21 protein-coding genes, 1 other RNA gene and 1 pseudogene are annotated in these 22,718 nt (G+C 68.8%); 11 read left to right on the plus strand and 12 right to left on the minus strand.

Translation table 11 applies throughout. The features are described 5' to 3' along the window. Positions 1–718 (minus strand): annotated as a pseudogene (locus QM568_RS08910) (hypothetical protein); the annotation flags it as partial. Positions 719–871: 153 nt separating this feature from the next. On the opposite strand from QM568_RS08910, the gene QM568_RS08915 reads away from it, so the two are divergent. After that, entirely contained in the window at positions 872–1,582 is a 711-nt protein-coding gene (locus QM568_RS08915) for a DUF4191 family protein (protein WP_415137945.1), read from the plus strand. Between the two features lie 72 nt (positions 1,583–1,654). Here the strand turns inward: QM568_RS08915 and QM568_RS08920 are convergent, their stop codons facing one another. Beyond that, entirely contained in the window at positions 1,655–2,842 is a 1,188-nt protein-coding gene (locus tag QM568_RS08920; protein ID WP_415137947.1) for a RimK family alpha-L-glutamate ligase, read from the minus strand. 25 nt (positions 2,843–2,867) lie between these two features. Here QM568_RS08920 and QM568_RS08925 point away from each other — a divergent pair, with 25 nt between their 5' ends. Then, positions 2,868–3,347 carry an ATP-dependent zinc protease gene (locus tag QM568_RS08925; protein WP_415137949.1) on the plus strand — a complete coding sequence of 160 codons (480 nt, stop codon included), beginning with the start codon at positions 2,868–2,870 and terminating at the stop codon, positions 3,345–3,347. A gap of 54 nt (positions 3,348–3,401) precedes the next feature. Here the strand turns inward: QM568_RS08925 and QM568_RS08930 are convergent, their stop codons facing one another. Then, complete coding sequence (locus QM568_RS08930) at positions 3,402–3,833, minus strand: RDD family protein (protein WP_415137951.1); 432 nt, start codon at positions 3,831–3,833, stop codon at positions 3,402–3,404. Between the two features lie 118 nt (positions 3,834–3,951). On the opposite strand from QM568_RS08930, the gene glnA (QM568_RS08935) reads away from it, so the two are divergent. The 3 genes from glnA (QM568_RS08935) (at position 3,952) to QM568_RS08945 (ending at position 6,561) form a co-directional block, all read left to right on the plus strand. Next, on the plus strand, positions 3,952–5,376 hold the full coding sequence (gene glnA, locus QM568_RS08935) for a type I glutamate--ammonia ligase (protein WP_415137953.1): 1,425 nt from the start codon (positions 3,952–3,954) through the stop codon (positions 5,374–5,376). Positions 5,377–5,770: 394 nt separating this feature from the next. After that, positions 5,771–6,061 carry a DUF1778 domain-containing protein gene (locus QM568_RS08940; RefSeq protein ID WP_415137955.1) on the plus strand — a complete coding sequence of 97 codons (291 nt, stop codon included), beginning with the start codon at positions 5,771–5,773 and terminating at the stop codon, positions 6,059–6,061. Further along, a complete protein-coding gene (locus QM568_RS08945; RefSeq protein ID WP_415137957.1) occupies positions 6,049–6,561 on the plus strand; it encodes a GNAT family N-acetyltransferase in 513 nt (170 codons plus the stop codon). Before QM568_RS08940 ends, QM568_RS08945 begins: the two co-directional genes overlap by 13 nt. A 24-nt stretch (positions 6,562–6,585) precedes the next feature. On the opposite strand, the gene QM568_RS08950 is transcribed toward QM568_RS08945, so the two are convergent. Then, complete coding sequence (locus tag QM568_RS08950) at positions 6,586–7,455, minus strand: LysR family transcriptional regulator (protein ID WP_415137983.1); 870 nt, start codon at positions 7,453–7,455, stop codon at positions 6,586–6,588. A 69-nt stretch (positions 7,456–7,524) separates the two neighbouring features. Here QM568_RS08950 and QM568_RS08955 point away from each other — a divergent pair, with 69 nt between their 5' ends. The 4 genes from QM568_RS08955 to QM568_RS08970 all read left to right on the plus strand — a co-directional run bounded on the left by QM568_RS08955 (position 7,525) and on the right by QM568_RS08970 (position 12,173). Beyond that, positions 7,525–8,430, plus strand: a complete 906-nt coding sequence (locus tag QM568_RS08955; RefSeq protein WP_415137959.1) for an EamA family transporter — start codon at positions 7,525–7,527, stop codon at positions 8,428–8,430. Between the two features lie 302 nt (positions 8,431–8,732). Continuing rightward, a complete protein-coding gene (locus tag QM568_RS08960; RefSeq protein WP_415137961.1) occupies positions 8,733–9,437 on the plus strand; it encodes a hypothetical protein in 705 nt (234 codons plus the stop codon). Then, positions 9,434–10,423, plus strand: a complete 990-nt coding sequence (locus QM568_RS08965) for a nucleotidyl transferase AbiEii/AbiGii toxin family protein (protein ID WP_415137963.1) — start codon at positions 9,434–9,436, stop codon at positions 10,421–10,423. The genes QM568_RS08960 and QM568_RS08965 overlap by 4 nt, the downstream gene beginning before the upstream one ends. Positions 10,424–11,009: 586 nt before the next feature. Continuing rightward, complete coding sequence (locus QM568_RS08970) at positions 11,010–12,173, plus strand: AI-2E family transporter (RefSeq protein ID WP_415137965.1); 1,164 nt, start codon at positions 11,010–11,012, stop codon at positions 12,171–12,173. On the opposite strand, the gene QM568_RS08975 is transcribed toward QM568_RS08970, so the two are convergent. Genes QM568_RS08975 through QM568_RS08990 form a run of 4 tightly spaced genes read right to left on the minus strand, consistent with a single transcriptional unit; the run spans position 12,160 to position 17,640 of the window. Beyond that, positions 12,160–13,071, minus strand: coding sequence for a diacylglycerol/lipid kinase family protein (locus QM568_RS08975; RefSeq protein ID WP_415137967.1), 912 nt, complete (start codon positions 13,069–13,071; stop codon positions 12,160–12,162). The two genes, QM568_RS08970 and QM568_RS08975, sit on opposite strands and share 14 nt — an antisense overlap. A 42-nt stretch (positions 13,072–13,113) precedes the next feature. Continuing rightward, the gene (locus QM568_RS08980; protein ID WP_415137969.1) at positions 13,114–16,089 is read right to left on the minus strand and encodes a bifunctional [glutamine synthetase] adenylyltransferase/[glutamine synthetase]-adenylyl-L-tyrosine phosphorylase; all 2,976 of its coding nucleotides are present in this window, start codon (positions 16,087–16,089) and stop codon (positions 13,114–13,116) included. A 7-nt stretch (positions 16,090–16,096) separates the two neighbouring features. Further along, positions 16,097–17,434 carry a type I glutamate--ammonia ligase gene (glnA, locus tag QM568_RS08985; protein ID WP_415137985.1) on the minus strand — a complete coding sequence of 446 codons (1,338 nt, stop codon included), beginning with the start codon at positions 17,432–17,434 and terminating at the stop codon, positions 16,097–16,099. 2 nt (positions 17,435–17,436) lie between these two features. After that, positions 17,437–17,640 (minus strand): SPOR domain-containing protein, encoded by a 204-nt coding sequence (locus QM568_RS08990; RefSeq protein ID WP_415137971.1) that lies wholly within the window; start codon positions 17,638–17,640, stop codon positions 17,437–17,439. Positions 17,641–17,708: 68 nt separating this feature from the next. On the opposite strand from QM568_RS08990, the gene ppgK reads away from it, so the two are divergent. After that, positions 17,709–18,455: a polyphosphate--glucose phosphotransferase gene (gene ppgK / locus QM568_RS08995; RefSeq protein WP_415137973.1), complete on the plus strand. Its 747-nt coding sequence runs from the start codon at positions 17,709–17,711 to the stop codon at positions 18,453–18,455. Between the two features lie 54 nt (positions 18,456–18,509). Here ppgK and rnpB read toward each other — a convergent pair. The 4 genes from rnpB to QM568_RS09015 all read right to left on the minus strand — a co-directional run bounded on the left by rnpB (position 18,510) and on the right by QM568_RS09015 (position 21,742). Next, positions 18,510–18,872, minus strand: an RNA gene (rnpB, locus tag QM568_RS09000) — RNase P RNA component class A. A gap of 14 nt (positions 18,873–18,886) precedes the next feature. Beyond that, positions 18,887–20,575, minus strand: a complete 1,689-nt coding sequence (locus tag QM568_RS09005) for a bifunctional 3'-5' exonuclease/DNA polymerase (protein ID WP_415137975.1) — start codon at positions 20,573–20,575, stop codon at positions 18,887–18,889. 19 nt (positions 20,576–20,594) lie between these two features. Further along, positions 20,595–21,326: a zinc ribbon domain-containing protein gene (locus QM568_RS09010; protein WP_415137977.1), complete on the minus strand. Its 732-nt coding sequence runs from the start codon at positions 21,324–21,326 to the stop codon at positions 20,595–20,597. Between the two features lie 32 nt (positions 21,327–21,358). Further along, the gene (locus QM568_RS09015; protein ID WP_415137979.1) at positions 21,359–21,742 is read right to left on the minus strand and encodes a YchJ family protein; all 384 of its coding nucleotides are present in this window, start codon (positions 21,740–21,742) and stop codon (positions 21,359–21,361) included. A gap of 22 nt (positions 21,743–21,764) precedes the next feature. Between QM568_RS09015 and QM568_RS09020 the strand changes: the two genes are divergently transcribed. Then, positions 21,765–22,595, plus strand: coding sequence for an aldo/keto reductase (locus QM568_RS09020; protein WP_415137981.1), 831 nt, complete (start codon positions 21,765–21,767; stop codon positions 22,593–22,595). Positions 22,596–22,718 lie beyond the last annotated feature (123 nt).

The raw sequence follows: 22,718 nt of genomic DNA on the forward strand, positions 1-22,718 counted from the left end.
CGGCGCGTCTCGACGACGGCACCCGCGACGGCGCAGCGTCGCGGAGCGCCGCGATCGCGCGCACGCGCTCGGGCGCGTGCAGCGACGTCTCCAGCATCCGGGGCGCCGCGATCGCGAGCAGGTCGGCCTCCCAGCGTTCGAGCTGCGCGGTGAGCATCCGCGGCCGGCCGAGCCCTTCCACGAGACCGTCGCACACGGCGTCGAGCACGCGCCCCAGCATGCGGTCCTCGATGTCGAGACGGAGCCGTGCGAGAAGCGCCGCGCTCTCCTCACGCACGTCGACGCCGTCGCCGATGACGAACAGCGGGCGCCCGCCGTCGGTGAGCCACCAGCGTCCTCGATCGTGCTCTCCCCCCATCTCCGCCACCCCGCGCAGCATGCTGACGGCGAGCGTGCTCACCTCGCCCGCCGTCAGCGGCGCACCAGCCGCCGCGCGTCTCCCCAGAAACACGTCGACGCTCTCGGTGCACCATGGCAGCAGCACGTCGTGGCCGCCGTGGCGGCGCACCAGATCCAGAGGACCCGCGACATGCTCGTGACCCGCGTGCGCCCAGCCCACCCAGCCGCTGAGCGCCTCCGCATCCGACCGCACGGCGACCCCATCGCCCGCGGTGACGAGAACGCCCGTGAAGGGCCCCTCGTCGACGCCGAGCGCCCTGATCGTGCGGTGCGCGCCCGGCACGAGCGCGGGGCCCGGATCGTCTGTCTGCATAGTCACGACACCATGACACCCCATCGTGCCGCGCGATGGAGACCGGGAACGCACGATCCTGGAAAGGTGCCTGCGATCGCACATCTGTGCAGGAAGAGTCGAATCCGCCGGACGCGAACGCCGCATCGGGCGCGAGGCGGAATCGGTAGGCTGGTGCACATGCCGAATCGCTCGTCCGCGCCCGAGAAGCGCCCTGGGTTCTTCTCCCAGGTCAAGTCCCTCTTCACCTTCACCCGTGAGGCCTACCGCTGGCTTCTGTGGGCGCAGATCGCGATCCTGCTCGTCGGCGTGCTCCTCGGCCTCGTCGCCGGATACCTCATCCCGCCGTTCCAGATCTGGACGCTCGTGCTGTGGGCCATCTCCGGCCTCATGCTGGGCCTGCTCGGTGCGATGTTCCTGATGACCCGCCTGTCGACCTCGGCCATGTACCAGAAGATCGACGGCATGCCCGGCGCCACCGGACACGTGCTCAGCACCAGCCTCGGACGCAGCTGGCAGGCCTCGGAGACCCCCGTCGGCGTCAACCCGAAGACGCAGGATGCCGTGTACCGCACGGTCGGTCGCGGCGGCATCGTCGTCGTCGGCGAGGGCTCCCGCGGTCGCCTCACGCGCCTCGTCAACGACGAGCGCAGCAAGGCCGCCCGCGTCGCGCACGGCGTCCCCGTGACGGTCCTCTACGTCGGTCACGGCGACGACGACGTCGCCATCGCCGATCTCGCCAAGACCATCAAGAAGCTCCCGAAGGCGATCGACAAGGCCACCATGGCCGCCGTCATCCGCCGCATCGAGTCGGTGTCGCAGTCGATCTCATCGCTGCCGATCCCGAAGGGGATCGACCCGACCAAGGTCCGCGCGCAGCGTCCGCGCTGATCCTTCATCCGGCCCTGTCGCCGATGCGGAAGGCGGGTCGCAAACCACGTGGAGACCGACCCGCCTTCTCGTTCAATCAGCGAGCGGCTGCTTCGGCAGACGACGCACCTTGGCACGCCGTCGGCGCCGCTCGGGGATCATCGAGCGCATCTCGTCGAGCTTGCCGAAGCAGAGCAGGCGATCCTCGTCCTGCAGCACGACGTGCTTGCGCGGATTCGGGATGACCGTCACGCCGCGATGCAGCGTGAGCACCGTGATGTCGCGGTCCCACAGCCCCAGCTCGCCGAGCTGCTTGCCCACCTGCTCCGCACCGCCGTGGATCACGAGCTCCGCCACGCCGTACCCCGTGGAGACGCTCAGGCGCTGACGCACGTCGATCTCGGGGAAGTTCACCTGATTTGCGATGTAGTCGATGATGGCGCCGGCGACGTCGAGCCCTGTGGCCTGCTCGATGCCCTGCAACCCCGGCGAGGAGTTGACCTCCATCACCAGGGGGCCCTCATCGCCCTCGAGCATGTCGACACCGGCCACTCGCAGCCCCATGATCTGGGCGGCGCGCACCGCGGTCTGCTCGTAGAGCGGATCGAGGGTGACCGCCTCGACGGAGCCGCCGCGGTGCACGTTCGAGCGGAACTCGTCTCCCGCCGCCGACCGGCGCATCGCCGCCACGACGCGGTCGCCGACGACGAGGGCGCGGATGTCACGGCCCCGGCTCTCGGCGATGAACTTCTGGATGAGCACGTTCTGCTTCGTCGAGTGCAAGGTCTCGATGATCGCCTCGGCGACCTTCACCTGAGGGGCGAGGATCACGCCGATGCCCTGAGTTCCCTCGAGCAGCTTGATCACGACGGGCGCTCCGCCCACCCGCTCGATCGCCGGGCGCACGTCGGCGCGATTGCGCACGAACGCGGTCGGAGGCATGGCGATGTTGTGGCGGGAGAGGATCTGGTTCGCACGGAGCTTGTCGCGGGCGCTGGAGATGCCGTTGGCCGTGTTCGGCGTGTAGACGTCCATCTGCTCGAACTGCCGCACGACGGCGGTGCCGAAGTAGGTGATCGAGTTGCCGATGCGGGGCAGGATCGCGTCGTAGTCGCTGAGCTGACGGCCCCGGTAGTGCAGATCCGGCTCGTCGGCGGTGAGGTCGATGGCGAAGCGCAGCGTGTTCAGCACCTTGACGTTGTGGCCGCGCTGCAGCGCTGCCGCGCGGAGCCGTTGGGTGGAGTACGCCTGAGGCGCACGGGAGAGCACAGCGATCTTCACGGAGATTTCCTGCCAGGATGTACGGGTGACCAAGACATCCCATTCAAACACTCTTATCGGGTGGCGAGAATGGGTGAGCCTGCCGGATCTCGGAGTCGACTGGCTGAAGGCGAAGATCGATACCGGCGCGCGCACCTCCTCTCTGCACGCCTTCGACATCCACGAGTTCGATCGCGACGGTGAGACGTGGGTGCGGTTCCGGGTGAAGCCGTGGCAGGAGAGCCAGGAGGATGCCGTCGAGGTCGAGTGCCCCGTGCATGATCGGCGCAGCGTGCGCAGCTCATCGGGGCACGCCCAGCAGCGGTACGTGGTCGAGCTCCTCATCCGTCTCTATGACCGCGAAGTGCTCGCCGAGGTCACGCTGAGCAACCGCGACGAGATGGGCTTCCGGATGCTCATCGGCCGCGAGGCGCTGCGTCAGGGGTATGTCGTCGACCCCGCACGCTCGTTCGTGGGCGGCAAGGCGCCGCGGGAGGCGCGGCGGCGCAATCGCGGCGAGAGCTAGACTCCGCCCCACCGGCCGCTCCGCGAGGGAACGCAACGACCGAGAGGAAACACCTCAGCCGCGGATGAGGACGAGGCCCGCGGCCTTGTCGTGCAGGCCCCGCTGGTCGGAGTCCCAGACGACGGCGGGGATCACGACCACCAGCAGGAGCGTCCGGACGATGGGGCGCCACAGGCCCGCCCAGCCGGGGGCCGCGTACGGCACCAGGCGCATGCCGAGGATGCGGTGACCAGGGCTGCCGCCGATCGTCGGGATGAAGAGGATCTGCAGCACGGCGAAGACGATCATCGGCGAGAACAGCGTGATCCCCGCCTCGGAAGGGAGAGCGAACTGGTCGTAGCCGAAGAACGCCGTGGCGATCAGCGTGGCCGCCAGATAGTCGATGAGGAGAGCGCCGATGCGCCGACCTGGGCGGGCGATGCTCCCCTGTCCCTTCTCGGGGAGACCGAGTCGTTCGCCGGGGTAGGAGTTCACAGCATCCGTCACACGACCAGCCTACCGGCGCGTAACACGCTCGAAACAAAGCGGACACCCCAGGGAAATCCCCTGCACGTACCGTTCAGAATGGCCGTGAAGCCATCGATCCGCATTACAGGAGTCGTACATGTTCAAAGATTCGTCCGAGGTGCTCGCCTACATCAAGGAGAACGACGTCAAGTTCCTTGACATCCGTTTCACCGACCTCCCCGGCGTGCAGCAGCACTTCAACATCCCGGCGTCCACGGTCGACGAGGACTTCTTCGTCAACGGCCAGCTGTTCGATGGCTCCTCGATCCGCGGCTTCGCCAGCATCCACGAGTCCGACATGCAGCTCATCCCCGACGTGACCACCGCGTACGTCGACCCCTTCCGCGAGGCTTCGACCCTCGTCATGGTCTTCGACATCTACAACCCGCGCACCGGCGAGATCTACTCGAAGGACCCGCGTCAGGTCGCCAAGAACGCCGAGAAGTACCTCGCGTCCACCGGCATCGCCGACACGGCCTTCTTCGCCCCCGAGGCGGAGTTCTACATCTTCGACGAGGTGCGCTACTCGGTCACCGCCGGCGAGAGCTTCTACAAGGTCGACTCCGAAGAGGCCGCGTGGAACACGGGCCGCGAGGAGGAGGGCGGCAACCTCGGCAACAAGACCCCGTACAAGGGCGGCTACTTCCCCGTCTCCCCCGTCGACAAGACCGCCGACCTGCGCGATGACATCACCCTCAAGCTCATCGACGCCGGCTTCATCCTCGAGCGCTCGCACCACGAGGTGGGCACCGCCGGCCAGCAGGAGATCAACTACCGCTTCGACACCATGGTGCACGCGGCCGACGACATCCTGAAGTTCAAGTACATCGTCAAGAACACCGCTGACCTCTGGGGCAAGACGGCGACCTTCATGCCGAAGCCGCTCTTCGGCGACAACGGCTCGGGCATGCACACCCACCAGTCGCTGTGGAACGACGGCAAGCCGCTGTTCTACGACGAGGCCGGCTACGGCCAGCTCAGCGACATCGCCCGCTGGTACATCGGCGGTCTGCTCGCGCACGCCCCCTCGGTGCTCGCGTTCACGAACCCGACTCTCAACAGCTACCACCGTCTGGTCAAGGGCTTCGAGGCACCGGTCAACCTCGTCTACTCGGCCGGCAACCGCTCGGCTGCGATCCGCATCCCGATCACGGGCTCGAACCCGAAGGCGAAGCGCATCGAGTTCCGCGCGCCGGATGCCTCGGGCAACCCGTACCTCGCCTTCGCCGCGCAGCTGATGGCGGGCCTGGACGGCATCAAGAACCGCATCGAGCCGCACGAGCCGGTCGACAAGGACCTCTACGAGCTGCCCCCCGAGGAGGCCAAGGGCATCCCGCAGGTGCCGAACTCGCTGCTGGACTCGCTCGAGGCGCTCCGCACCGACCACGCCTTCCTCCTCGAGGGCGGCGTGTTCACCGAGGAGCTCATCGAGACCTGGATCTCCTACAAGTACGAGAACGAGATCCTGCCCATCGCGCAGCGTCCGCACCCGTTCGAGTACGAGCTGTACTACGGAGTCTGACTCTCGAGACCTGTGACCCAGAGCCCGCCTCGGCATCCTGCCGCGGCGGGCTCTGGCATGTCCGGTCTCACAAGGGGCGCCCTGGCGGTATCCGTGCAGGCAGTCCAGACGTCGGGCAACGCCCAGCGGCTGCGCGGGCGCGGACGCGCCGACCATCAGCAGAGCGCTTGTGATGGGCTTCGCTACGACATTCGCATCACGGAAGACGAAGGTCACGTCAGCGGGTGCCGAAGAGGTCGTCACGGAGTTCATCGCGCACCAGCTCGATCACGTCGCCCATCGCCAGCAGCGCGCGTGCGCACGTCGGCCTACAGGTACCTGATCACGACGAGAGCGCGGTCGCACGGCACATCTCACCGTCTCGTTGTACGCACAATAAGCGTACAGTGGTCTCATGACTGTAACCCCTGAAACCACCCGTCGCAAAGACGCTCGCCTTGCGATGCGTCTCACACCAGACCAAGACGTTCTGATTCGCGACGCTGCTGCCGCGACCGGGCAGTCCCTCACCGAGTTCGTCACGACCGCTGCGGTGACTCGTGCCGAGGACACCTTGGCCGATCGCCGCGTGTTCCGCCTTGATGACGCGGCGTGGACCGAGTTCGCTGCGATCCTCGACCGCCCCGCCAAACGCATCCCCGAACTAGCCGCGCTGCTCAACGAGCCCGCCCCATGGGACAGGTGAATCCGCAGCAGCCACGCCCCATCGAGGGAGGGGACAACACGACAGACTTCGCCTCGGGCGAAGAATCACTCAACCGCTACCTCGCAGATCGAGCACTCGCCAACCACCTTGCCGACCTCGCCCGCTGCTACATCTGCGTCGACGCCGAGACCGACAAGGTTCTGGGGTACTACACACTCTCGGCTATCGCGATCGCGCATGCCGATCTGCCAGGCAAGATCCGGCGCAACGCACCTAACCCTGTCCCCGCGGTGTTGATGGGACGCCTTGCCATCGATGCCACAGCACAGGGCTCTGGCCTTGGTCGTTTCCTCGTGCGCGATGCCATCTTGTCGACCCTGGCCGCCGCCGACCGCATCGGCGTGCGCATCCTGCTGGTTCACGCGCTGCACGAGCAGGCGGCAACGCTCTACGAGAAGATCGGCTTCACGCACTCCCCCACAGACCCGCTGCACCATTACCTGCTGTTGGCCGACGCCCGGAAGTCACTCGGCGGCTGAGTCTCGCCCTCCCCACACGCAGCGTCAACCGGCCTGATCGGCTGCGTAGAGCGCGGTCACGGCGTCGATGAGGTCGGGCAAGCTGGCCGGACGCGCGTCGCGCCACCATGCCAGCCGCACCGGAATGCGCGGGCCGTCCTTGACCGGACGATAGGTGATCCCTGGGCGTGGGTGATGATCGGCCGTGGCCGTCGCGGTCGTTCCGACGCTCCGGCCGGCGGCGATCGCGTCGAGCCAGGTATCGACGTCGGTGGACTCGACGAAGTGCGGGGCAGGATCCGACCCCTGCCACAGCTCCTCGGTGGTGGCTCCCGCCCGCGGGTCGATCACGATCGTGCGCTGTGCGATCTCGGCCATGCTGACGTGTCGACGTCGCGCCCATTCGGGGTCGTCTGCCGCGAACGCTACGAGCCTGCGTTCCAGGCCGACGATCACCGAATCGAACCGGCGCTCGTCGACGGGCCGCCGAACGATCCCCACGTCACACAGCCCCTCGGCCAGCCCGGCTGTCGCGGAGTTGTACCGTACGAGTTCCAGCTCGATGGAGTCGTGTTCGCGCGCCCACTGGCGTTGCAATGGGGCCGTGTGCCGCCCGAGCGCTGCCCATGCGTAGCCGAGCCTGAGTAGACCGTGGCGAGTCTGCACGAACTCCTCGAAGCGCTCGGCCTCTGCCAGGAGGCGGCGTGCGTGCGGCAACACCTGTCGACCCATGCTGGTCAGCTCGCAGCCGCGCGGAATCCTGCGCAGCAATCGGTCCCCCACGCTGCGCTCCAAGCCGGCGATCGTGCGGGAGACGGCCGCCTGTGAGACGTGCAGCTCGATCGCCGCATCGGTGAACGAGCCCGTCTCCGCAGCCACCACGAACACTCTCAGCTCGCGCAACGTGAAATCCATAACGAAAGCGTATGGCAAGGGTAAAACATGCACTAGGCGTTCGGTCGAGGGGTGCCTACCGTTTTGTGCATGGAGACGACGGAAGACAGGCCCGCCGCGGCCTTGTCCGCGGCGACCGCGAGCCCACGGCAGCGCGCCGCGGGCATCGTCATGATGCTCGCCAGCTCCGCGTCCAACCAGACCGGTGCGGCTCTGGGCGCGCTGGCCTTCCCGGCGATCGGTCCCGTCGGTGTCGTCGCGATACGGCAGTTCGTCACGGCTCTGGTGCTCGTGCCAGTCGTCCGGCCCCGGTTCCGGGGTCTGACCCGCGCTCAGTGGCTGCCGATCCTGGGCCTTGCGGTGGTGTTCAGCGCCATGAACCTCACGCTGTACATGGCAATCGACCGGATCGGCCTCGGCCTGGCCGTCACACTGGAGTTCCTTGGCCCGTTGGCCGTCGCGATCGTCAGCTCGCGGCGAATCGTCGATATCGGCTGCGCAGTCCTGACCGGCATCGGTGTCGTCGTCCTCACCAACCCTGGTCCGAGCACCGACGTGCTCGGCGTCGCCCTCGCGCTGACCGCAGCCGTCGCGTGGGGCTCCTACATCCTCCTCAACCGTGCCGTCGGCCAACGACTCCCCGGATTGCAGGGCACCGCCCTTGCCAGCGTCGTCACCGCCGCGCTCTGGCTCCCCGCCGCTGCGGCGTGGTTCCTCACCCGCACCCCGACTTCGACCGCGCTGCTTCTCGCGGCCGCATGCGGGCTGTTGTCCTCGCTCGCCCCGTACGTCGCAGACCTCCAAGCCCTCCGGCGTGTACCGACCGCCACGTTCGGCACCCTCACCAGCATCAACCCTGTGTGGGCAGCCCTGGCAGGCCTGCTCGTACTCCGCCAAGCACTCGCCCTCAACGAATGGGCCGGCATCGCCCTCATCGTCGCGAGCAACGTCGTCGTCTCTGCGCGCGGGCTCCGCCCGACAGCGCCCTCGAAGTAGAGACCGACGATTCTCGGCGCTGGCAGGCGTCCCTCAGCAGACCAGCAGCGCGAGCAACCCGTCGACCTTGTACGTGTCGGCACGCCCTCCTCGTCGAGCACCCGGCGGGCACAGGTGGTCTTGGTGGTGCTCATGCTGTGGCTCCGTTCGGGCAGCAACAGCCTCGCCGGGGATGAGGTGGCTCCCGCATGCGGTAGGAGTCACAGCAGCACGGCTGCAATCCACTTAGTGCAGGTTATCGTATTGAGTTGTAGAATGAATTACCGCAGTTTCTCGTATCCTGTTGCAGAAGGGAGCGCGTGATGTCGACACTGCTCGCGCCCCGGCGCAACCGTCAGGGTGCCACCGACGCCCGGCGTGCCATCCTCGCTTCACGGGGACGGTTCTGGGAGCCCGGCGATCTCGTGCTCACGCCGTCGACCGCGCACCATCTGCTCGGCGAGCTGGAATCTCGCGGTGAGCTGCGGCGCGTGCGCCGTGGCCTGTATTGGCGCGGCACGAAGACGCCGCTGGGCATGGCCCCGCCGCCGACCGAGAAGCTGATCGAGGCGCTCGCCCCCGGCCCCGGCGTCGGGCCTGCGGGCCTGTCCGCGGCGAACCTGCTGCGCCTGTCGACGCAGATCCCCCGCCGAGCGCTGGTGTCCGTCCCCGATCGGGCTCCCTCCGGTGCCGGACCGGTCGCGTTCGTTTCCCGCGCGACGCGCACAGGCCGGGCCGAAGCCGGACTGAACGCCACGGAGGTCGCCGCGCTCGAGGTCCTCGATGACTGGACCGCCGTGCTGGAGGTCACCCCGAACGAGGCCACGAGGCGGCTGACCGAGCTGTTGCGAACCGGCGACCTCCGCGCCGAACCGCTCACCCAGGCCGCAGCGACCGAGCCGGGTCGTACCCGTGCGCGTCTCGCGGCGCTGCTGCGTGCGGCCGGGCGCGACGACCTCGCCGCGCGGATTCCGTCGCCTGACCCCCGCACGCGCCAGTCGGCGCTCGCTGCGCTGGACGCGGCATGACCGATTCCGCGCTGTGGCGGGACGATGACCCCGAGGTGTTCCGCGGCACGATCCTTGCCGTAGCGAGCCGCCTCGGTGTGCAGCCCCTCGCCGTTGAGAAGGACTATTGGGTCTGCGAAGCGCTGCGCGCGATCACGACCGCGCATCCCGACGAGGTGGTTTTCAAGGGAGGCACGAGCCTGGAGAAACTGCGGATCATCCGGCGCTTCTCCGAAGACCTCGACCTGCTCGTGGTCGGCCGGTACCCGTCGAAGAATGCTGAGCAGCGTGCGCTGCGGAACCTGCTCACCACTGCGGCGGATGCGACCGGCGCGGAACCGACCGGGGTGACCGCGGGAGGCAACTCGGGTTCGTTCCACCGCTCCGGCTACCTTGCCCCACCGCTGGAGCACCGTGGCGAGCTCGGCGCGATCGCCGACCCTGCCACGGTCCTCGTAGAACTCGGGCAGTACGGCGGGCCGAACCCGCACGCCCCGCACCCGGTCACCTCGCTCTTGGCACGCGGACTGGCAGACTCTGGATTCGATACGAGCGCATGGGATGATCTGGCATCCTTCGATGTGCCGATACTGCATCCTGGCCGCACCCTGCTGGAGAAGCTGCTGCGCGTGAACAACTTCACCAACTCCCCCGAGTCCGCCGCCTCGCCGCACGGCTGGCCGCGCATTGGCCGACAGCTCTACGACATCTACGCCCTGCTCCACGATCCCTCCGTGCGCGAACTGCTGGCCGACAAGCCGCTCGTCGCCGAAATCCTCACCAGCGCCCGCGAGGTCTCCGCCGCGTTCGGCAAGCCCGACCTGCCCGTGCCCGAGGGCGGCTTCGCGGCGTGCGCTGCGTTTGACGCTGCATCCCCTTTCGCAGACCGCCTCAGAGTCGAGCATGGCGCGGCAATGCGCGACCTCTACTACGGGGCCGAAGAGCCGCCCTCCTTCGAGGACGTACTGACGCAGGTCCGGGCAGACGCCGCGCTGCTCGAAGGCTGAGCCACTCTTTCGGGGACGAAGCGCCCCATTGAAAGGTGAGTGCGAAAGGGCTCTCCCCAACTCGCCCCCGCGTAGATCAGAGTCCATGTCATAGCCACCTGGATGCTTCGGCCACCGGGCGCGGCCCCTGAGAAATCGGGTGCCTGCTTCTTTCTGCACCCAGGTTGGTGGCTTGCTGATCGTTCTCCCCTCGCTGTCGCGCAGCGTTGGCGGGAGCAGGGACGCGGCGAGCGTTCCGCCGCTCACCTGGCGCACCGTCTCCACGCCTGCCGACTCGAACGCCTTCTGCCGTCTGCGTCAAGCTGTTCGGGGTGCAACGGCAGGTACTGCGTCACGAAGAACTTGCCCTCGATCACGGTGCGTCGCGCTCGCATCGGGCGATCCTCTCCGAGCAGGACGCGCGCCGCCTCGACGCCAGCCGCGTACAGGGCCGCCTAGAACCTCCAGCCACACCTCGCGGATGACAGGGGATTCGACCGCTCCGCAGCGCTTGGCCGGCCTGGCCGGACTTGACCCCGTGCGCTCGAACGTGCTCGACTGAAGCGGACGAGCCTGGATCCGGGGGAAACGCATGCGACGCAGAAGAGTGATCGACAAGACCGCCACACGCCAGGAGGAGCGGCCGACACGCACCGGCCGCAGCATCAGCACGCCGCAGCCGACGTCGGCTGCGGCCGCCATCGCGCGCATCAACCCGTTCGTGTTCGGGCTTCTCGGTGCGCTCGGCGTCCTCGTCGCCCTGACGCTCGGCGACATCGTCACCCAGCTCGCCACCGTGCTCGTCTACATCGGCTTCGCCATCTTCCTCGCTCTCGGCCTCGACCCGATCATCTCCTTCATCGAAGGCCGGTTCTCGATTCCGCGCCCCGGCGCCGTGGCGATCGTCGTCGCCGGCGTGCTCCTGCTCTTCACCGGTATCGTCCTCGCCATCGTGCCAATCCTCGTGACGCAGATCACCAACCTCATCGACAACGGACCGCAGATGGTCGAGGACATCCAGAACTCGGACTGGTATCAGAACCTCATCGCCCAGTTCGGAACGAACTTCGAGGATGCCGCGGCATCCGCCCTGGAATTCGTCAAGGACCCGAGCAACCTGCTCGACATCGGCGGCGGAGTCCTTGCGATCGGCACCGGCATCGCCGGAGGCTTCACCGGCGTGACGATCGTGCTCATCCTCACGCTCTACTTCATGGCGTCGCTGAGCAGCATGAAGAAGGTCGCCGCGCGCTTCGTCCCGGCCTATCAGCGCGACACGTTCAGCATCCTCGTCGAGGACGTCTCTGGCGCCGTCGGCCGCTACGTCATCGGCCAGGTGAGCCTCGCTCTCGTCAACGGCGTGCTGAGCCTGATCGTGCTCTTGATCATCGGCGCTCCGGTACCAGCCCTGCTGGCGCTGATCGCGTTCATCGGCTCGATGATCCCGCTCGTCGGGACCCTCTCCGCATCGATCGTGAACTCGCTGCTGTGCCTGTTCGTGAGCCCGATCACCGCACTGATCGCGATCTGCTACTACCTGGTCTACATGCAGGTCGAGGCGTATGTCCTCTCGCCGCGCATCATGAGCAAGGCCGTGGCCGTGCCAGGGTCTCTCGTCGTGATCGCGGCCGTCGCCGGCGGAGCGCTCGGCGGCATCCCCGGAGCCCTCGTCGCGATCCCGGTCGCGGCGAGCATCATCATCATCGTGCAGAAGGTGCTGTTCCCCGCGCAGGACCGCAAGACCGCACCGCCCGCGGTCATCGCACAATGAGCGCGCCCGGCTCCACGAACACCGTGAACGCGTCGACCTCGCCCACCTCTTCGCCGTCGACCTCGAACTGCTGAGGTGTCGAGAGGGAGACCGTGATCCGCCGCGCGGCGACGTGGCGCGTCGACTCGGTGCTCACGGCCTCCGTGCCGCCCCCGAGCAGCCGGCGGATGCCGTTGTCCCACACCACCGATCTGACGGTGTCCAGCCACTGCAGCGCCCCGTCGGCGCTGACCAGGAGCACATCCAGCAGGCCGTCGTCGATCTCGGCGTCCGGCAGCAGGCGGATGCCGCCCTGCAGCATCCCGCAGTTGCCGATGATCATGGTGTGCCCGCGCACGTCCTGCGATTCGTCGTCGAGTGCGAGGGCGATGTCGGTCATCTCTGTGCCCGCCAGCGCGCGCCCCATGGCCTCGACGTAGGCGAGCCATCCGGCCCGGTCCTTGAGATCGTCGTCGGTCTCGACGAGCATCTGCGCATCGACGCCGAATCCGACCATGACCGCGAACGCCCGCTTCTGTCCGCCGTATTCGACCCAGCCGAGGTCTATGCGCCGCGGCTCCCCGTCGCGTGTGCGCTCGAGCGCTGCCTCGACATCGTTGAGCGGCACGCCGAGGTTGCGGGCGAGGAGGTTCCCCGTCCCCTGCGGAACGATGCCGAGCGCGACCTCGGTCCCCGCCAGCGCCTGGGCCACAGCCCTGACCGTCCCGTCGCCGCCGACGGCCACGACGACGTCGCAGCCCGCCTCGACCGCCTCCGCGGCCATGCCGTGTCCAGGGTCCTCCTCACTGGTCTCCCACCAGAGGACCTCGGACGAGAACGTCGCCGGCACCGCAGCACGCAGACGCTCCTCGTCGATCTTCGAGGGGTTCCAGATCACACCGAGCTTCGAGATCGTCATGATCACAGCCTGTGCGAGACGACGCGATCTGGCAAATCGCCGCTATCCGTAGAACAGCTGCTCGAACGCCTTCCTGGCCCTGCGCGTGACACCCAGATAGTGGTCCTCGAGAATCAGGGCGGAGCGCTCCGGATAGCCCAGGAGCACCGCGATCGCGTCGAGCTGGCGCGGCTCGGTGGGAAGGACGTCGCTGGTCTGCCCGGTGAACAGGGTGATCGCGGAGCGCAGCCGGCTCGACAGCCGCCACGCGGTGCGCAGCAGGTCGGCGGATGCTGCGGGGACGAGCCCGGCGTCCACCGCCGCATCGAGCGCGGCCATCGTCGACGTCGTGCGCAGCGCGGGGATCTCGTGAGCGTGCTGCAGCTGCAACAGCTGCACGAGCCACTCCGCGTCGCTGAGCGTGCCGGGCCCGAGCTTCAGATGACGCCGCGGGTCAGCCCCCTGCGGCAGCCTCTCCCCCTCGACGCGCGCCTTGATCCGCTTGATCTCGCGGGTCCCCTGCAGGTCGATCGACGCCGGGTAGCGGATGCTGTCGGCGAGAGCCGTGAACTTGGCGATGAGCTTGGCGCTTCCCGCGACGCCCCTTGCTCGCAGCAACGCCTGCGCCTCCCACGACAGCGACCAGCGCCGGTAGTACTCCGCGTACGCCTCGATGGAGCGCACGAGAGGGCCGCTGCGGCCCTCCGGACGCAGATCCGCATCGAGATCGAGGGGGACGCGGCTGTCGGCGAGGTGCTCGCGCAGCCCAGCGACGATCTGCATGGACAGCTTCTGCGCACGCTCCGGGTCGATGCCGTTCGCGTCGTACACGAAGAGGATGTCGGCATCCGATCCGAAGCCGAGCTCCGCCCCGCCGAACCTGCCCATCCCGATCACGGCGAAGTCGAGCGCCTGCTCCTCGGACGGGACGATCTCCCGATACACCGCGCGCAGCGCCGCCTGGATCGTCGCGTCGGTGATCCCGGTGAGGGAGGCTGCCAGCTCCTCGATCGTCAGCACGTCGAGCACCGCGCCCATGGCTGTGCGCAGCAGCTCTCGGCGGCGCAGGGCGCGCACGGCGCGCAGCGCGTCGCCCACGCTGTCGTGCCTGGTCTGTATCGCCCTCGCCTCCTCGTCGATGGCCGCACCGCTGCGAGGACGCAGCAGCTCGGTGCTGTCGAGCCAGGCGACGGACTCCGGGATCCATTCCATGAGCTCGCCCACGTAGCGCGACGAGGAGAGCAGGCGAGTGAGGCTCTCGGCCGCGCCGGAGGAATCGCGCAGCATCCGCAGGAACCACGGGGTGTCGCCCAACCGCTCGCTGATGCGCCGGAACGCGATCAGCGCGTAGTCCGGATCGCTGCCGTCGGCGAACCAGCGCACCATGATGGGCATGAGGTGCCGCTGGATGGTCGCCTTGCGGCTGAGCCCGCTCGTCAGCGCCCCGATGTGCCGCAGCGCGCCAGCCGGGTCGCGGAAGCCGATCGCAGCCAGACGATCGTGCGCCTGCTCTGCCGACAGCGTGCGCTCGTTCTCCGGCAGAGCCGCCACCGCCGAGAGCAGCGGGCGGTAGAACAGCCGGATGTGGATCTCGCGCACCTCGCGGCGGACGCTCTCCCACCGCTCCCACACGGCCTCGCCGGACTCGGCGAGACCCGTGCTGCGCGCCAGCACACGCAGGCCGGCGGGCGTGCGCGGCATGAGATGCGTGCGGGTGAGCTCGCGCAGCTGCAGACGGTGCTCCATGAGACGCAGCTCGCGGTAGTCGCCGGCGAAGGCAGCCGCCTCCGCACGCCCGATGTACCCCCGGTCGACGAGGGCGTCGATGCTCTCCAGCGTGCCCCGGGTGCGGATGCCGGGGTCGGTCAGCCCGTGCACGAGCTGCAGCAGCTGCACCGTGAACTCGATGTCGCGCAGGCCCCCGGCTCCGAGCTTGAGCTGATACGGGGCGTCGTCGGGGTCGATGTGCTCCATGACCCGCTCGCGCATCCGCTGCACGCTGTCGACGAAGTTCTCGCGCGCCGCGCTCGACCACACCTTCGGCTGCACCGCCTCGATGTACGCGGCCCCGAGCTCGGGGTCGCCCGCCATCGCACGGGCCTTCAGCAGGGCCTGGAACTCCCAGCTCTTCGCCCAGCGATCGTAGTACGCCAGATGCGAGGCGAGAGAGCGCACCAACGCTCCCTGCTTGCCCTCTGGCCGCAGTGCCGCATCGACCTCCCACAGCGGCGGCTCGACTTCGATGCCGCTGAGACCGCGCATGGTCTCCCGCGCGAGCCGGGTCGCGATGTCGATCGCGCGCGACTCGGACACGACGTCCTCATCGGCCGTGCCGCCGACGAAGATCACGTCGACGTCGCTCACGTAGTTCAGTTCGCGGGCACCGGCCTTGCCCATGCCGATGATCGCCAGCCGGGTCGCGCGCACCTGCTCATCGCCCGCCGTCGCCAGCAGGTGACGACGGGCTACCGCCAGCGACGCCTCGAGAGCGGCGGCAGCAGCGTCGGCCAACGCCGCGGCGACCGCTCCGACGACCTCGACGGGACGCGGATGGCACAGGTCGTACGCGGCGATCCCTGCCAGCTCCCGCCGGTACGCGATGCGGAGCGCCACGAACGCCCTGTCGCCGTCGAACGCGGCGATGCCGTCCTGCGCCTCCACCGCGGCGAGCAGGCGCGAGCACAGCTCCTCCGCGCCCGGCGGCGCCACCGGCGTCGGCACGAGCACCGCGAGCTCCTCCGGATGCCGAACGAAGAATTTCCCCAGGCCCGTCGAGGCCCCGAACACGCGCCAGACGCGCCGTCGGGCGGCATCGTCGCGGAACAGGCTCTTGAGCGGCTCGGCGTCGCGACGGGCGACGCGGAGCAGCCCGTCGAGGGCGGCATCAGGATCTGCCGCGTGCACCCCCTCGACGAGCTCCACGCGCTGGAGTCCGAGCAGGGCGCCCAGCTCCTCCAGTGCCGCCGCCGCCGCACTGAGCTCGGCGAAACCGAGCCTGGCCAGCGCGGAGAGCGAGACGGAATCGTCCGACCGTGCCATGCGCGCCTCAGAGGAGTTCGAGGTTGTTCTTCAGCTCCAGCGGAGTGACCTGGCCGCGGTACGCCTCCCACTCCATGCGCTTGTTGCGCAGGACGTAGTTGAAGACCGACTCCCCCAGCGTCTCGGCGACGAGCTCGGAGTTCTCCATGTACTCCAGCGCGTGGTCGAGGCTGGCGGGAAGAGCCGAGTAGCCGAGAGCACGGCGCTCGGCGTCGCTGAGGGACCACACGTTGTCCTCGGCCTCCGGCGGGAGCTCGTAGCCTTCCTCGATGCCCTTCAGGCCCGCGGCGAGCATGAGCGCATAGGCGAGGTACGGGTTGACCGCCGAGTCGAGGGCCCGGTACTCGACACGGGTCGAACCGCCCTTGTTGGGCTTGTACATAGGCACCCGGACGAGGGCCGAGCGGTTGTTGTGGCCCCAGGTGACGAAGCTCGGCGCCTCGTCGCCGCCCCACAGCCGCTTGTACGAGTTCACGAACTGGTTCGTGACAGCGGCGATCTCGTTCGCGTGCTTGAGGAGCCCGGCGATGAAGTGCCGGCCGGTCTTGGAGAGCTGGTACTTGGCGCCCTCCTCGTAGAACGCGTTGCGCTCGCCCTCGAACAGCGACATGTGCGTGTGCATGCCGCTGCCGGGCTGTCCGCTGAGGGGCTTCGGCATGAACGTCGCGTAGACGCCCTGCTCGATCGCCACCTCCTTGATCACGGTGCGGAACGTCATCACGTTGTCAGCCATCGTGAGCGCGTCCGCGTAGCGCAGATCGATCTCGTTCTGACCGGGGCCGCCCTCATGGTGGCTGAACTCCACCGAGATGCCGAGGTCTTCGAGCATCCGCACCGAGCGCCGGCGGAAGTCGTGCGCCGTGCCGCCTGGCACGTTGTCGAAGTACCCCGCCGAGTCCACCGGCACCGGGCCCTCCGGCCCGAAGGTCGACGACTTCAGCAGGTAGAACTCGATCTCGGGATGCGTGTAGAAGGTGAACCCGGCGTCTGCCGCCTTCGCGAGCGTTCGTTTGAGCACGTGCCGGGGGTCCGACACCGCGGGGCGCCCGTCCGGCGTCGTGATGTCGCAGAACATCCGCGCTGTGGGGTCGATCTCGCCCCGCCAGGGCAGGATCTGGAAAGTCGTGGGATCGGGCTGGGCGAGCAGATCCGATTCGTAGCTGCGGGTCAGTCCCTCGATGGCCGACCCGTCGAAGCCGATGCCCTCGGCGAAGGCGCCCTCGACCTCGGCCGGAGCGATCGCCACCGACTTGAGAGTGCCGATCACGTCGGTGAACCACAGGCGAACGAACTTGACGCCGCGTTCCTCGATCGTGCGGAGCACGAAATCCCTCTGCTTGTCCATACTCATGCCCCCGCACCCTTGGCCGCGTCCTCTGCGGCGTCCTCATCGGCCCATGCCCTGGCGCGCTCGCGCAGCACCTCCGGGGCGCGGGCGGCGTCGGCTTCGGAGTCGAACGGGCCCACGCGGTCGACGGACGGCGAGATCATGCCGAACTCGACCTGGCCGGTGGACAGGTTATACCAGTACTTCTCGTCGCCGGATGACATGAGCATCTCCTTCTCCACATGGTGAATTCGATCCTACTGGCGGCGACGGTCTCGCTAAGCTACCGATCATGGCAAAAGCGATCGGCGTCGACATCGGCGGCACGGGAATCAAAGCAGGAATCGTCGACCTGGAGCACGGAACGATGGCGTCCGAGCGCGTGCGCGTGCCCACGCCGGAGGGCGCGTCTCCGCAAGACGTGCTGAACGCCGTGCAGACGGTGCTGAAGACCCTCGACGTCGAGGGCTCCGACCTTCCACTGGGCGTGGCGTTCCCGGCGATCGTCAAGCGCGGCAAGACGCTGTCGGCCGCGAACGTGTCGAAGGAGTGGATCGGCTTCGACGCAGAGCAATTCTTCCGCACGGGTCTCGGGCGCAGCATCGTCTTCGTCAACGACGCCGACGCCGCCGGTGTGGCCGAGGCCCGTCACGGCGCCGCGCGCGATGTCGCAGGCCTCGTGCTGCTGACGACGCTGGGCACGGGAATCGGCTCCGCCTTCCTGTACGACGGCGTACTCATCCCGAACTCCGAGCTCGGTCACCTGAACTTCCGCGAGTTCGAATCCGTCGAGCGATGGGCCGCGACCTCGGCCCGCGAGCGCGAGGACCTCAGCTGGGAGGCGTGGGCAGAGCGCCTGCAGGCCTTCTACTCCCACATCGAGTTCCTCTTCAGCCCCGACCTGTTCGTCGTCGGCGGCGGCGTGTCGAAGAACGCCGACCACTTCCTGCCGCTGCTGGACCTGCAGACGCCGATCGTCCCGGCCATCCACCGCAACAACTCCGGCATCATCGGCGCGGCGTCCCTCGCCGGCGACTGACGCGCACTGACGACGAAGGCCCGCCGATGGTGCGGGCCTTCGTCGTGTCCGAGGCGAATGGGCCGACCTGTACGCCGGGTTCTGTTCCGGGGTTCTTCGCCCCTTCGACGGTCATCTCTCTCGGCGACACGTTGCCGTGGCGCTCCAGCGGTCTACCCGAGGACTCGGCGGGCCGCGTCGACGTCCTCTGTCTGACCTTGCTCCGGACGAGGTTTACCTGGCAGGCCGTGTCACCACGGCCCCCGGTGGTCTCTTACACCACCCTTTCACCCTTACCCCGGCCGAAACCGGGGCGGTCTGCTCTCTGTGGCACTGTCTCGCGGATTGCTCCGGGTGGGTGTTACCCACCGTCCTGCCCTGTGGAGCCCGGACGTTCCTCGGTGCGGTCTCCCGCCACGCGACCGTCCAGCCGACCCATTCGCATGCTCAGTCTACTTCTCCGCGGATTCGGCGATCCGCAGATCGAGCGGGACATCGATCGGGAAGCCGCCGAACAGTCGCCTCGTCGCGACGGCTGCCGCCTCCCGCACGGCCGCCGCTGCGGCCTCGGCCTGCTCCTCGGGAACGTGCAGGATCACCTCGTCGTGCAGGAAGAACGCGAGGTGCGCGCGATGCGCGAAGAGAGCGGATGCCGGCGCCGCTGTCGCCGCGTCCGGCAGCTGCTGCAGCCGGTGCCGGATCTCGGCGAGCCAGATGAGCGACCACTCCGCCGCCGTGCCCTGCACCACGAAGTTGCGAGTGAAGCGCCCCCAGTCGCGCGCGCGGCGGCGCGCAACGGCGACGTCGGCCTCGCCCGCATCCGCGTCGGTGGCGCGCGACTGCAGCTGCTGCCAGTGCGCCGAAGGCTTCGGCGACGAACGGCCGAGCCGCGTCGAGACGACCCCGCCGTCCTCACCGGCCCGCGCGGCATCGTCGACGAGCGCCATCGCGCGCGGATATACCTTGCGCAGCCGGGGCACGAGCCGCCCGCTGTCGCCGGTGGTGGCCCCGTACATGGCGCCGAGCACCGCGTACTTGGCCTCCTCGCGCGTGGACACCGCGCCGGACTCGACGACGCCGGCGTAGAGGTCGCGTCCTCGCGCGGCGTGTGCCATCGCCTCGTCGCCGGCCATCGCGGCGAGCATGCGCGGCTCGAGCTGGGCGACGTCGGCCACGATGAGCTTCCATCCGGCATCCGCCCTGACCGCCGCGCGCAGCGCGCGGGGCAGTTGCAGCGCTCCCCCGCCCGACGACGCCCAGCGTCCGGTGACGACGCCGCCGACGACGTAGGTGGGGCGGAATCGGCCCCCGTGCACCCATTCGGCCAGCCACGCCCATCCGTTCGCGCTCAGCAGTCGCGAGAGCTTCTTGTACTCCAGCAGCGGCGCGATCGCGGGATGGTCGTACTCGGCGAGCTCCCACTTGCTCGTCGACTCGGCGAGCACCCCTGCCCGGTGCAGCGCCCGCAGCAGCTTCGGCTGGCTGTCGAGGTTCAGCGAACGATCGCCGAGGTGCTCACGGATCTCCTCAGCGAGCTCCACCATCCGACGCGGTGGACCGCCGCCCGGCGGACGGGCGCCGAGCGTCGCCGTGAGGATCTCGTCGTGCGTCTGCGCGTGCCACGGCACGCCCGCGACGTGCATCTCCTCGGCGATCAGCGCCCCGGCGGACTCGGCTGCGCAGAGCAGGCGCAGACGGCCGTCCTCGGCCTCCTCGATCACCCGGAGCTGAGCGCGGTACTGGTCAAGGACGTCCTCCGCGGACGCGCCGCTGTCCTCCGCATCGACGACGTCGAACAGCGCCGGTGCATCGTCGCTCGGCTCGCGACGCACCCAGGAGGGCGATGCGGGCAGCGGATGCGGTACCGCGGCGGTGTCGCGCAGCACGGCGTGGCACAGCAGCAGGTCGTGGATGCGGTTGACGCGGACGCCGTCGCGGAGCAGCTGCGGAAGGAAGTCGTGCGCGGTGCGGATCACCCAGCGCACCGGTCCCTCCGCCTCGCGGGCGGCGACCCAGCCGGACAGCTCGCCTGCCGGGAGCCAGCGACGGGAGAGCTCAGCGCCGTCGCCGTCGAACTCGACGGCGAGCGTCGCATCCACGGCTGCGATCAGGGCGATGCGGCGCTCCGCCTGCCCTGTCACCGCTGGCTGCGGCCTGCGATCACAGACCCGACTCCTCGGTGCGCACGAGAATGCATCCGCATTCGGGGCACGAGACGACCGCGGTCTCGGCCGCCTGCCTGATCGCGTTGAGATCGGTGCCGGGAAGCACGATGCGGCAGCCCTCGCAGGTGCCGCGCGTCAGCAGGGCGGCCCCGGCGTTGTTCGCCGCCCGGCGGGTGTACTCGGCCAGCAGGTCGGCAGGGACGGATGCCGTCACCGCGGCCCGGTCGCGGGCCAGCTGCTCGCCGAGCTCGGTCGCCGCGGCGACATCGGCCTTGGCCTGCGCCGTCAGCTCCTGCCCTTCGGCGGTGGTCTGATCGAGCAGCGCCTGCTGCGCGGCGACGGCGGCCTCGGCGTCTTCGAGGCGGCCCATCGCATCGAGCTCGGCGTCTTCGAGGTCGCTCTGGCGTCGCGTCAGGCTGTCGATCTCGTGCTCGAGCGCCTGCGCCTCCTTCGAGTTCGTCGCAGCCGCCAGCCGCTCGGCGTCGCGGGCACGGCGCTGCTCGACGAGCTTCACGTCGGACTCGAGACGCGTGAGCTCGGCGCGCACGTCGTCGCGGGCGCCGGTCAGCGCCGTCAACTCGCGCAGCTGCTCCTGACGGATCGCCACCAGCTCGGTGATGCGCGGCCCCTGCACCGGCTTCGTGCGCGCGCGCTCGGCCTGGAGGATGCGGCGATCGAGATCGGCGACGTCGAGCAGGATGCGCTGGTGTTCAGGTGCGGCGTTCACGTGACAAATCTACTCGGTAGGTCCGACGCCGTTCACTCCACGTCGCCGTCCACGTAGAACCATCGCCGATCCTCGCGGACGAAACGGCTGCGCTCGCGCATCGACCCACGATCACCGTCCTGCCGCCAGAAGGCCTCGAACTCGACGACGCCGTCGCGGTCGAAGGGGCCGCCGCCCGATCGGTCGACGATGAGCAGACGACGCCACTCGAGGCTCGGCTCGAACTCGATCGCGGACGGTCTCGTCGACGGATGCCAGCTCGCCCGCAGATACTCGCCGTCCTGACGCACGAACGCGGTGTAGCGCGAGCGCATGAGCCGCTCTGCCGTGGGAGCGAGCGTCTCCCCCGCGAGCAGCGGGCCGCAGCATCCGCTGAAGAGATCTCCTGAGCCGCACGGGCACCGCTGGTCGTCCACCGACCCAGCGTACGCTGAGGGCATGACCGCACTCATCGCCCACAACGGATTCCGCCTTCCCGCCATCGGTCTCGGCACCTACGCCCTCCGCGGCGATGCCGGCGCCGACGCCGTCACCACCGCGATCGACGGCGGATACCGGCTCGTCGACTCGGCTTTCAACTACGAGAACGAGGGCGCTGTGGGACGCGGCGTCGCGGCATCGGCGGTCGGCAGGGACGAGATCGTGGTCACCACGAAGATCCCCGGTCGCCACCACCCGCGCGAGAAGGCGCGCACCAGCATCGAGGAGAGCAGGGCGCGCCTCGGCGTCGAGGTCGTGGACCTGCACCTCATCCACTGGCCCAACCCGCGCCAGGGCGAGTACGTCCAGGCGTGGGAAGCACTGATCGAGGCCCAGCAGCGAGGGATCGTCCAGCAGATCGGGGTGTCGAACTTCCTTCCGGAGCATCTCGAGCGCATCGAACGCGAGACCGGAGTGCGGCCCGTCGTGAACCAGATCGAGGTGCACCCGTTCTTCCCCCAGAGCGAGCAGCTCGCGTACCACCGCGAGCAGGGCATCATCACCGAGGCGTGGAGCCCGCTCGCCCGCGCCGACCGCCTCCTCGGCGAGCCCGTCATCGCCGAGATCGCCGCAGCGCACGGCATCACCGCGGCGCAGGCGGTGCTCGCCTGGCACGTCGCCAGGGGCACGGTGGCCATCCCGAAGGCGACGTCGGCAGCGCATCAGGCGTCGAACCTCGCCGCGGCATCCGTCATCCTCGACGCCGGCGAGGTCGAGGCCATCACGGCGCTCGGCCGCCCAGACGGGCGTCTGTTCGGCGGCGACCCCGCCACTCACGAGGAGTCCTGAGCCTTGATCCACCGTCGTGGTGTCGATGGGTGCGTTTTCGTGTTTCGGTGATGAAGCTCGCTGTGTGGGCGTGCAGGATCTGCCAGCCGGTGCTCTGGCTTTTCCACTTCGGTTTCCGGTCAC

This window comes from Microbacterium sp. (assembly GCF_047607465.1).
In the GTDB taxonomy this organism is placed as follows: Bacteria; Actinomycetota; Actinomycetes; order Actinomycetales; family Microbacteriaceae; genus Microbacterium.

What these genes read in the sequence shown, in the direction of transcription:
- QM568_RS08915 (WP_415137945.1), top strand. Translation starts at nt 872, where the DNA reads ATGCCGAATCGCTCGTCCGCGCCCGAGAAGCGCCCTGGGTTCTTCTCC.
- glnA (WP_415137953.1), top strand. Translation starts at nt 3,952, where the DNA reads ATGTTCAAAGATTCGTCCGAGGTGCTCGCCTACATCAAGGAGAACGAC.
- QM568_RS08940 (WP_415137955.1), top strand. Translation starts at nt 5,771, where the DNA reads ATGACTGTAACCCCTGAAACCACCCGTCGCAAAGACGCTCGCCTTGCG.
- QM568_RS08945 (WP_415137957.1), top strand. Translation starts at nt 6,049, where the DNA reads ATGGGACAGGTGAATCCGCAGCAGCCACGCCCCATCGAGGGAGGGGAC.
- QM568_RS08950 (WP_415137983.1), bottom strand. Translation starts at nt 7,455, where the DNA reads ATGGATTTCACGTTGCGCGAGCTGAGAGTGTTCGTGGTGGCTGCGGAG.
- QM568_RS08955 (WP_415137959.1), top strand. Translation starts at nt 7,525, where the DNA reads ATGGAGACGACGGAAGACAGGCCCGCCGCGGCCTTGTCCGCGGCGACC.
- QM568_RS08960 (WP_415137961.1), top strand. Translation starts at nt 8,733, where the DNA reads ATGTCGACACTGCTCGCGCCCCGGCGCAACCGTCAGGGTGCCACCGAC.
- QM568_RS08965 (WP_415137963.1), top strand. Translation starts at nt 9,434, where the DNA reads ATGACCGATTCCGCGCTGTGGCGGGACGATGACCCCGAGGTGTTCCGC.
- QM568_RS08975 (WP_415137967.1), bottom strand. Translation starts at nt 13,071, where the DNA reads ATGACGATCTCGAAGCTCGGTGTGATCTGGAACCCCTCGAAGATCGAC.
- QM568_RS08980 (WP_415137969.1), bottom strand. Translation starts at nt 16,089, where the DNA reads ATGGCACGGTCGGACGATTCCGTCTCGCTCTCCGCGCTGGCCAGGCTC.
- glnA (WP_415137985.1), bottom strand. Translation starts at nt 17,434, where the DNA reads ATGGACAAGCAGAGGGATTTCGTGCTCCGCACGATCGAGGAACGCGGC.
- QM568_RS08990 (WP_415137971.1), bottom strand. Translation starts at nt 17,640, where the DNA reads ATGTCATCCGGCGACGAGAAGTACTGGTATAACCTGTCCACCGGCCAG.
- ppgK (WP_415137973.1), top strand. Translation starts at nt 17,709, where the DNA reads ATGGCAAAAGCGATCGGCGTCGACATCGGCGGCACGGGAATCAAAGCA.
- QM568_RS09020 (WP_415137981.1), top strand. Translation starts at nt 21,765, where the DNA reads ATGACCGCACTCATCGCCCACAACGGATTCCGCCTTCCCGCCATCGGT.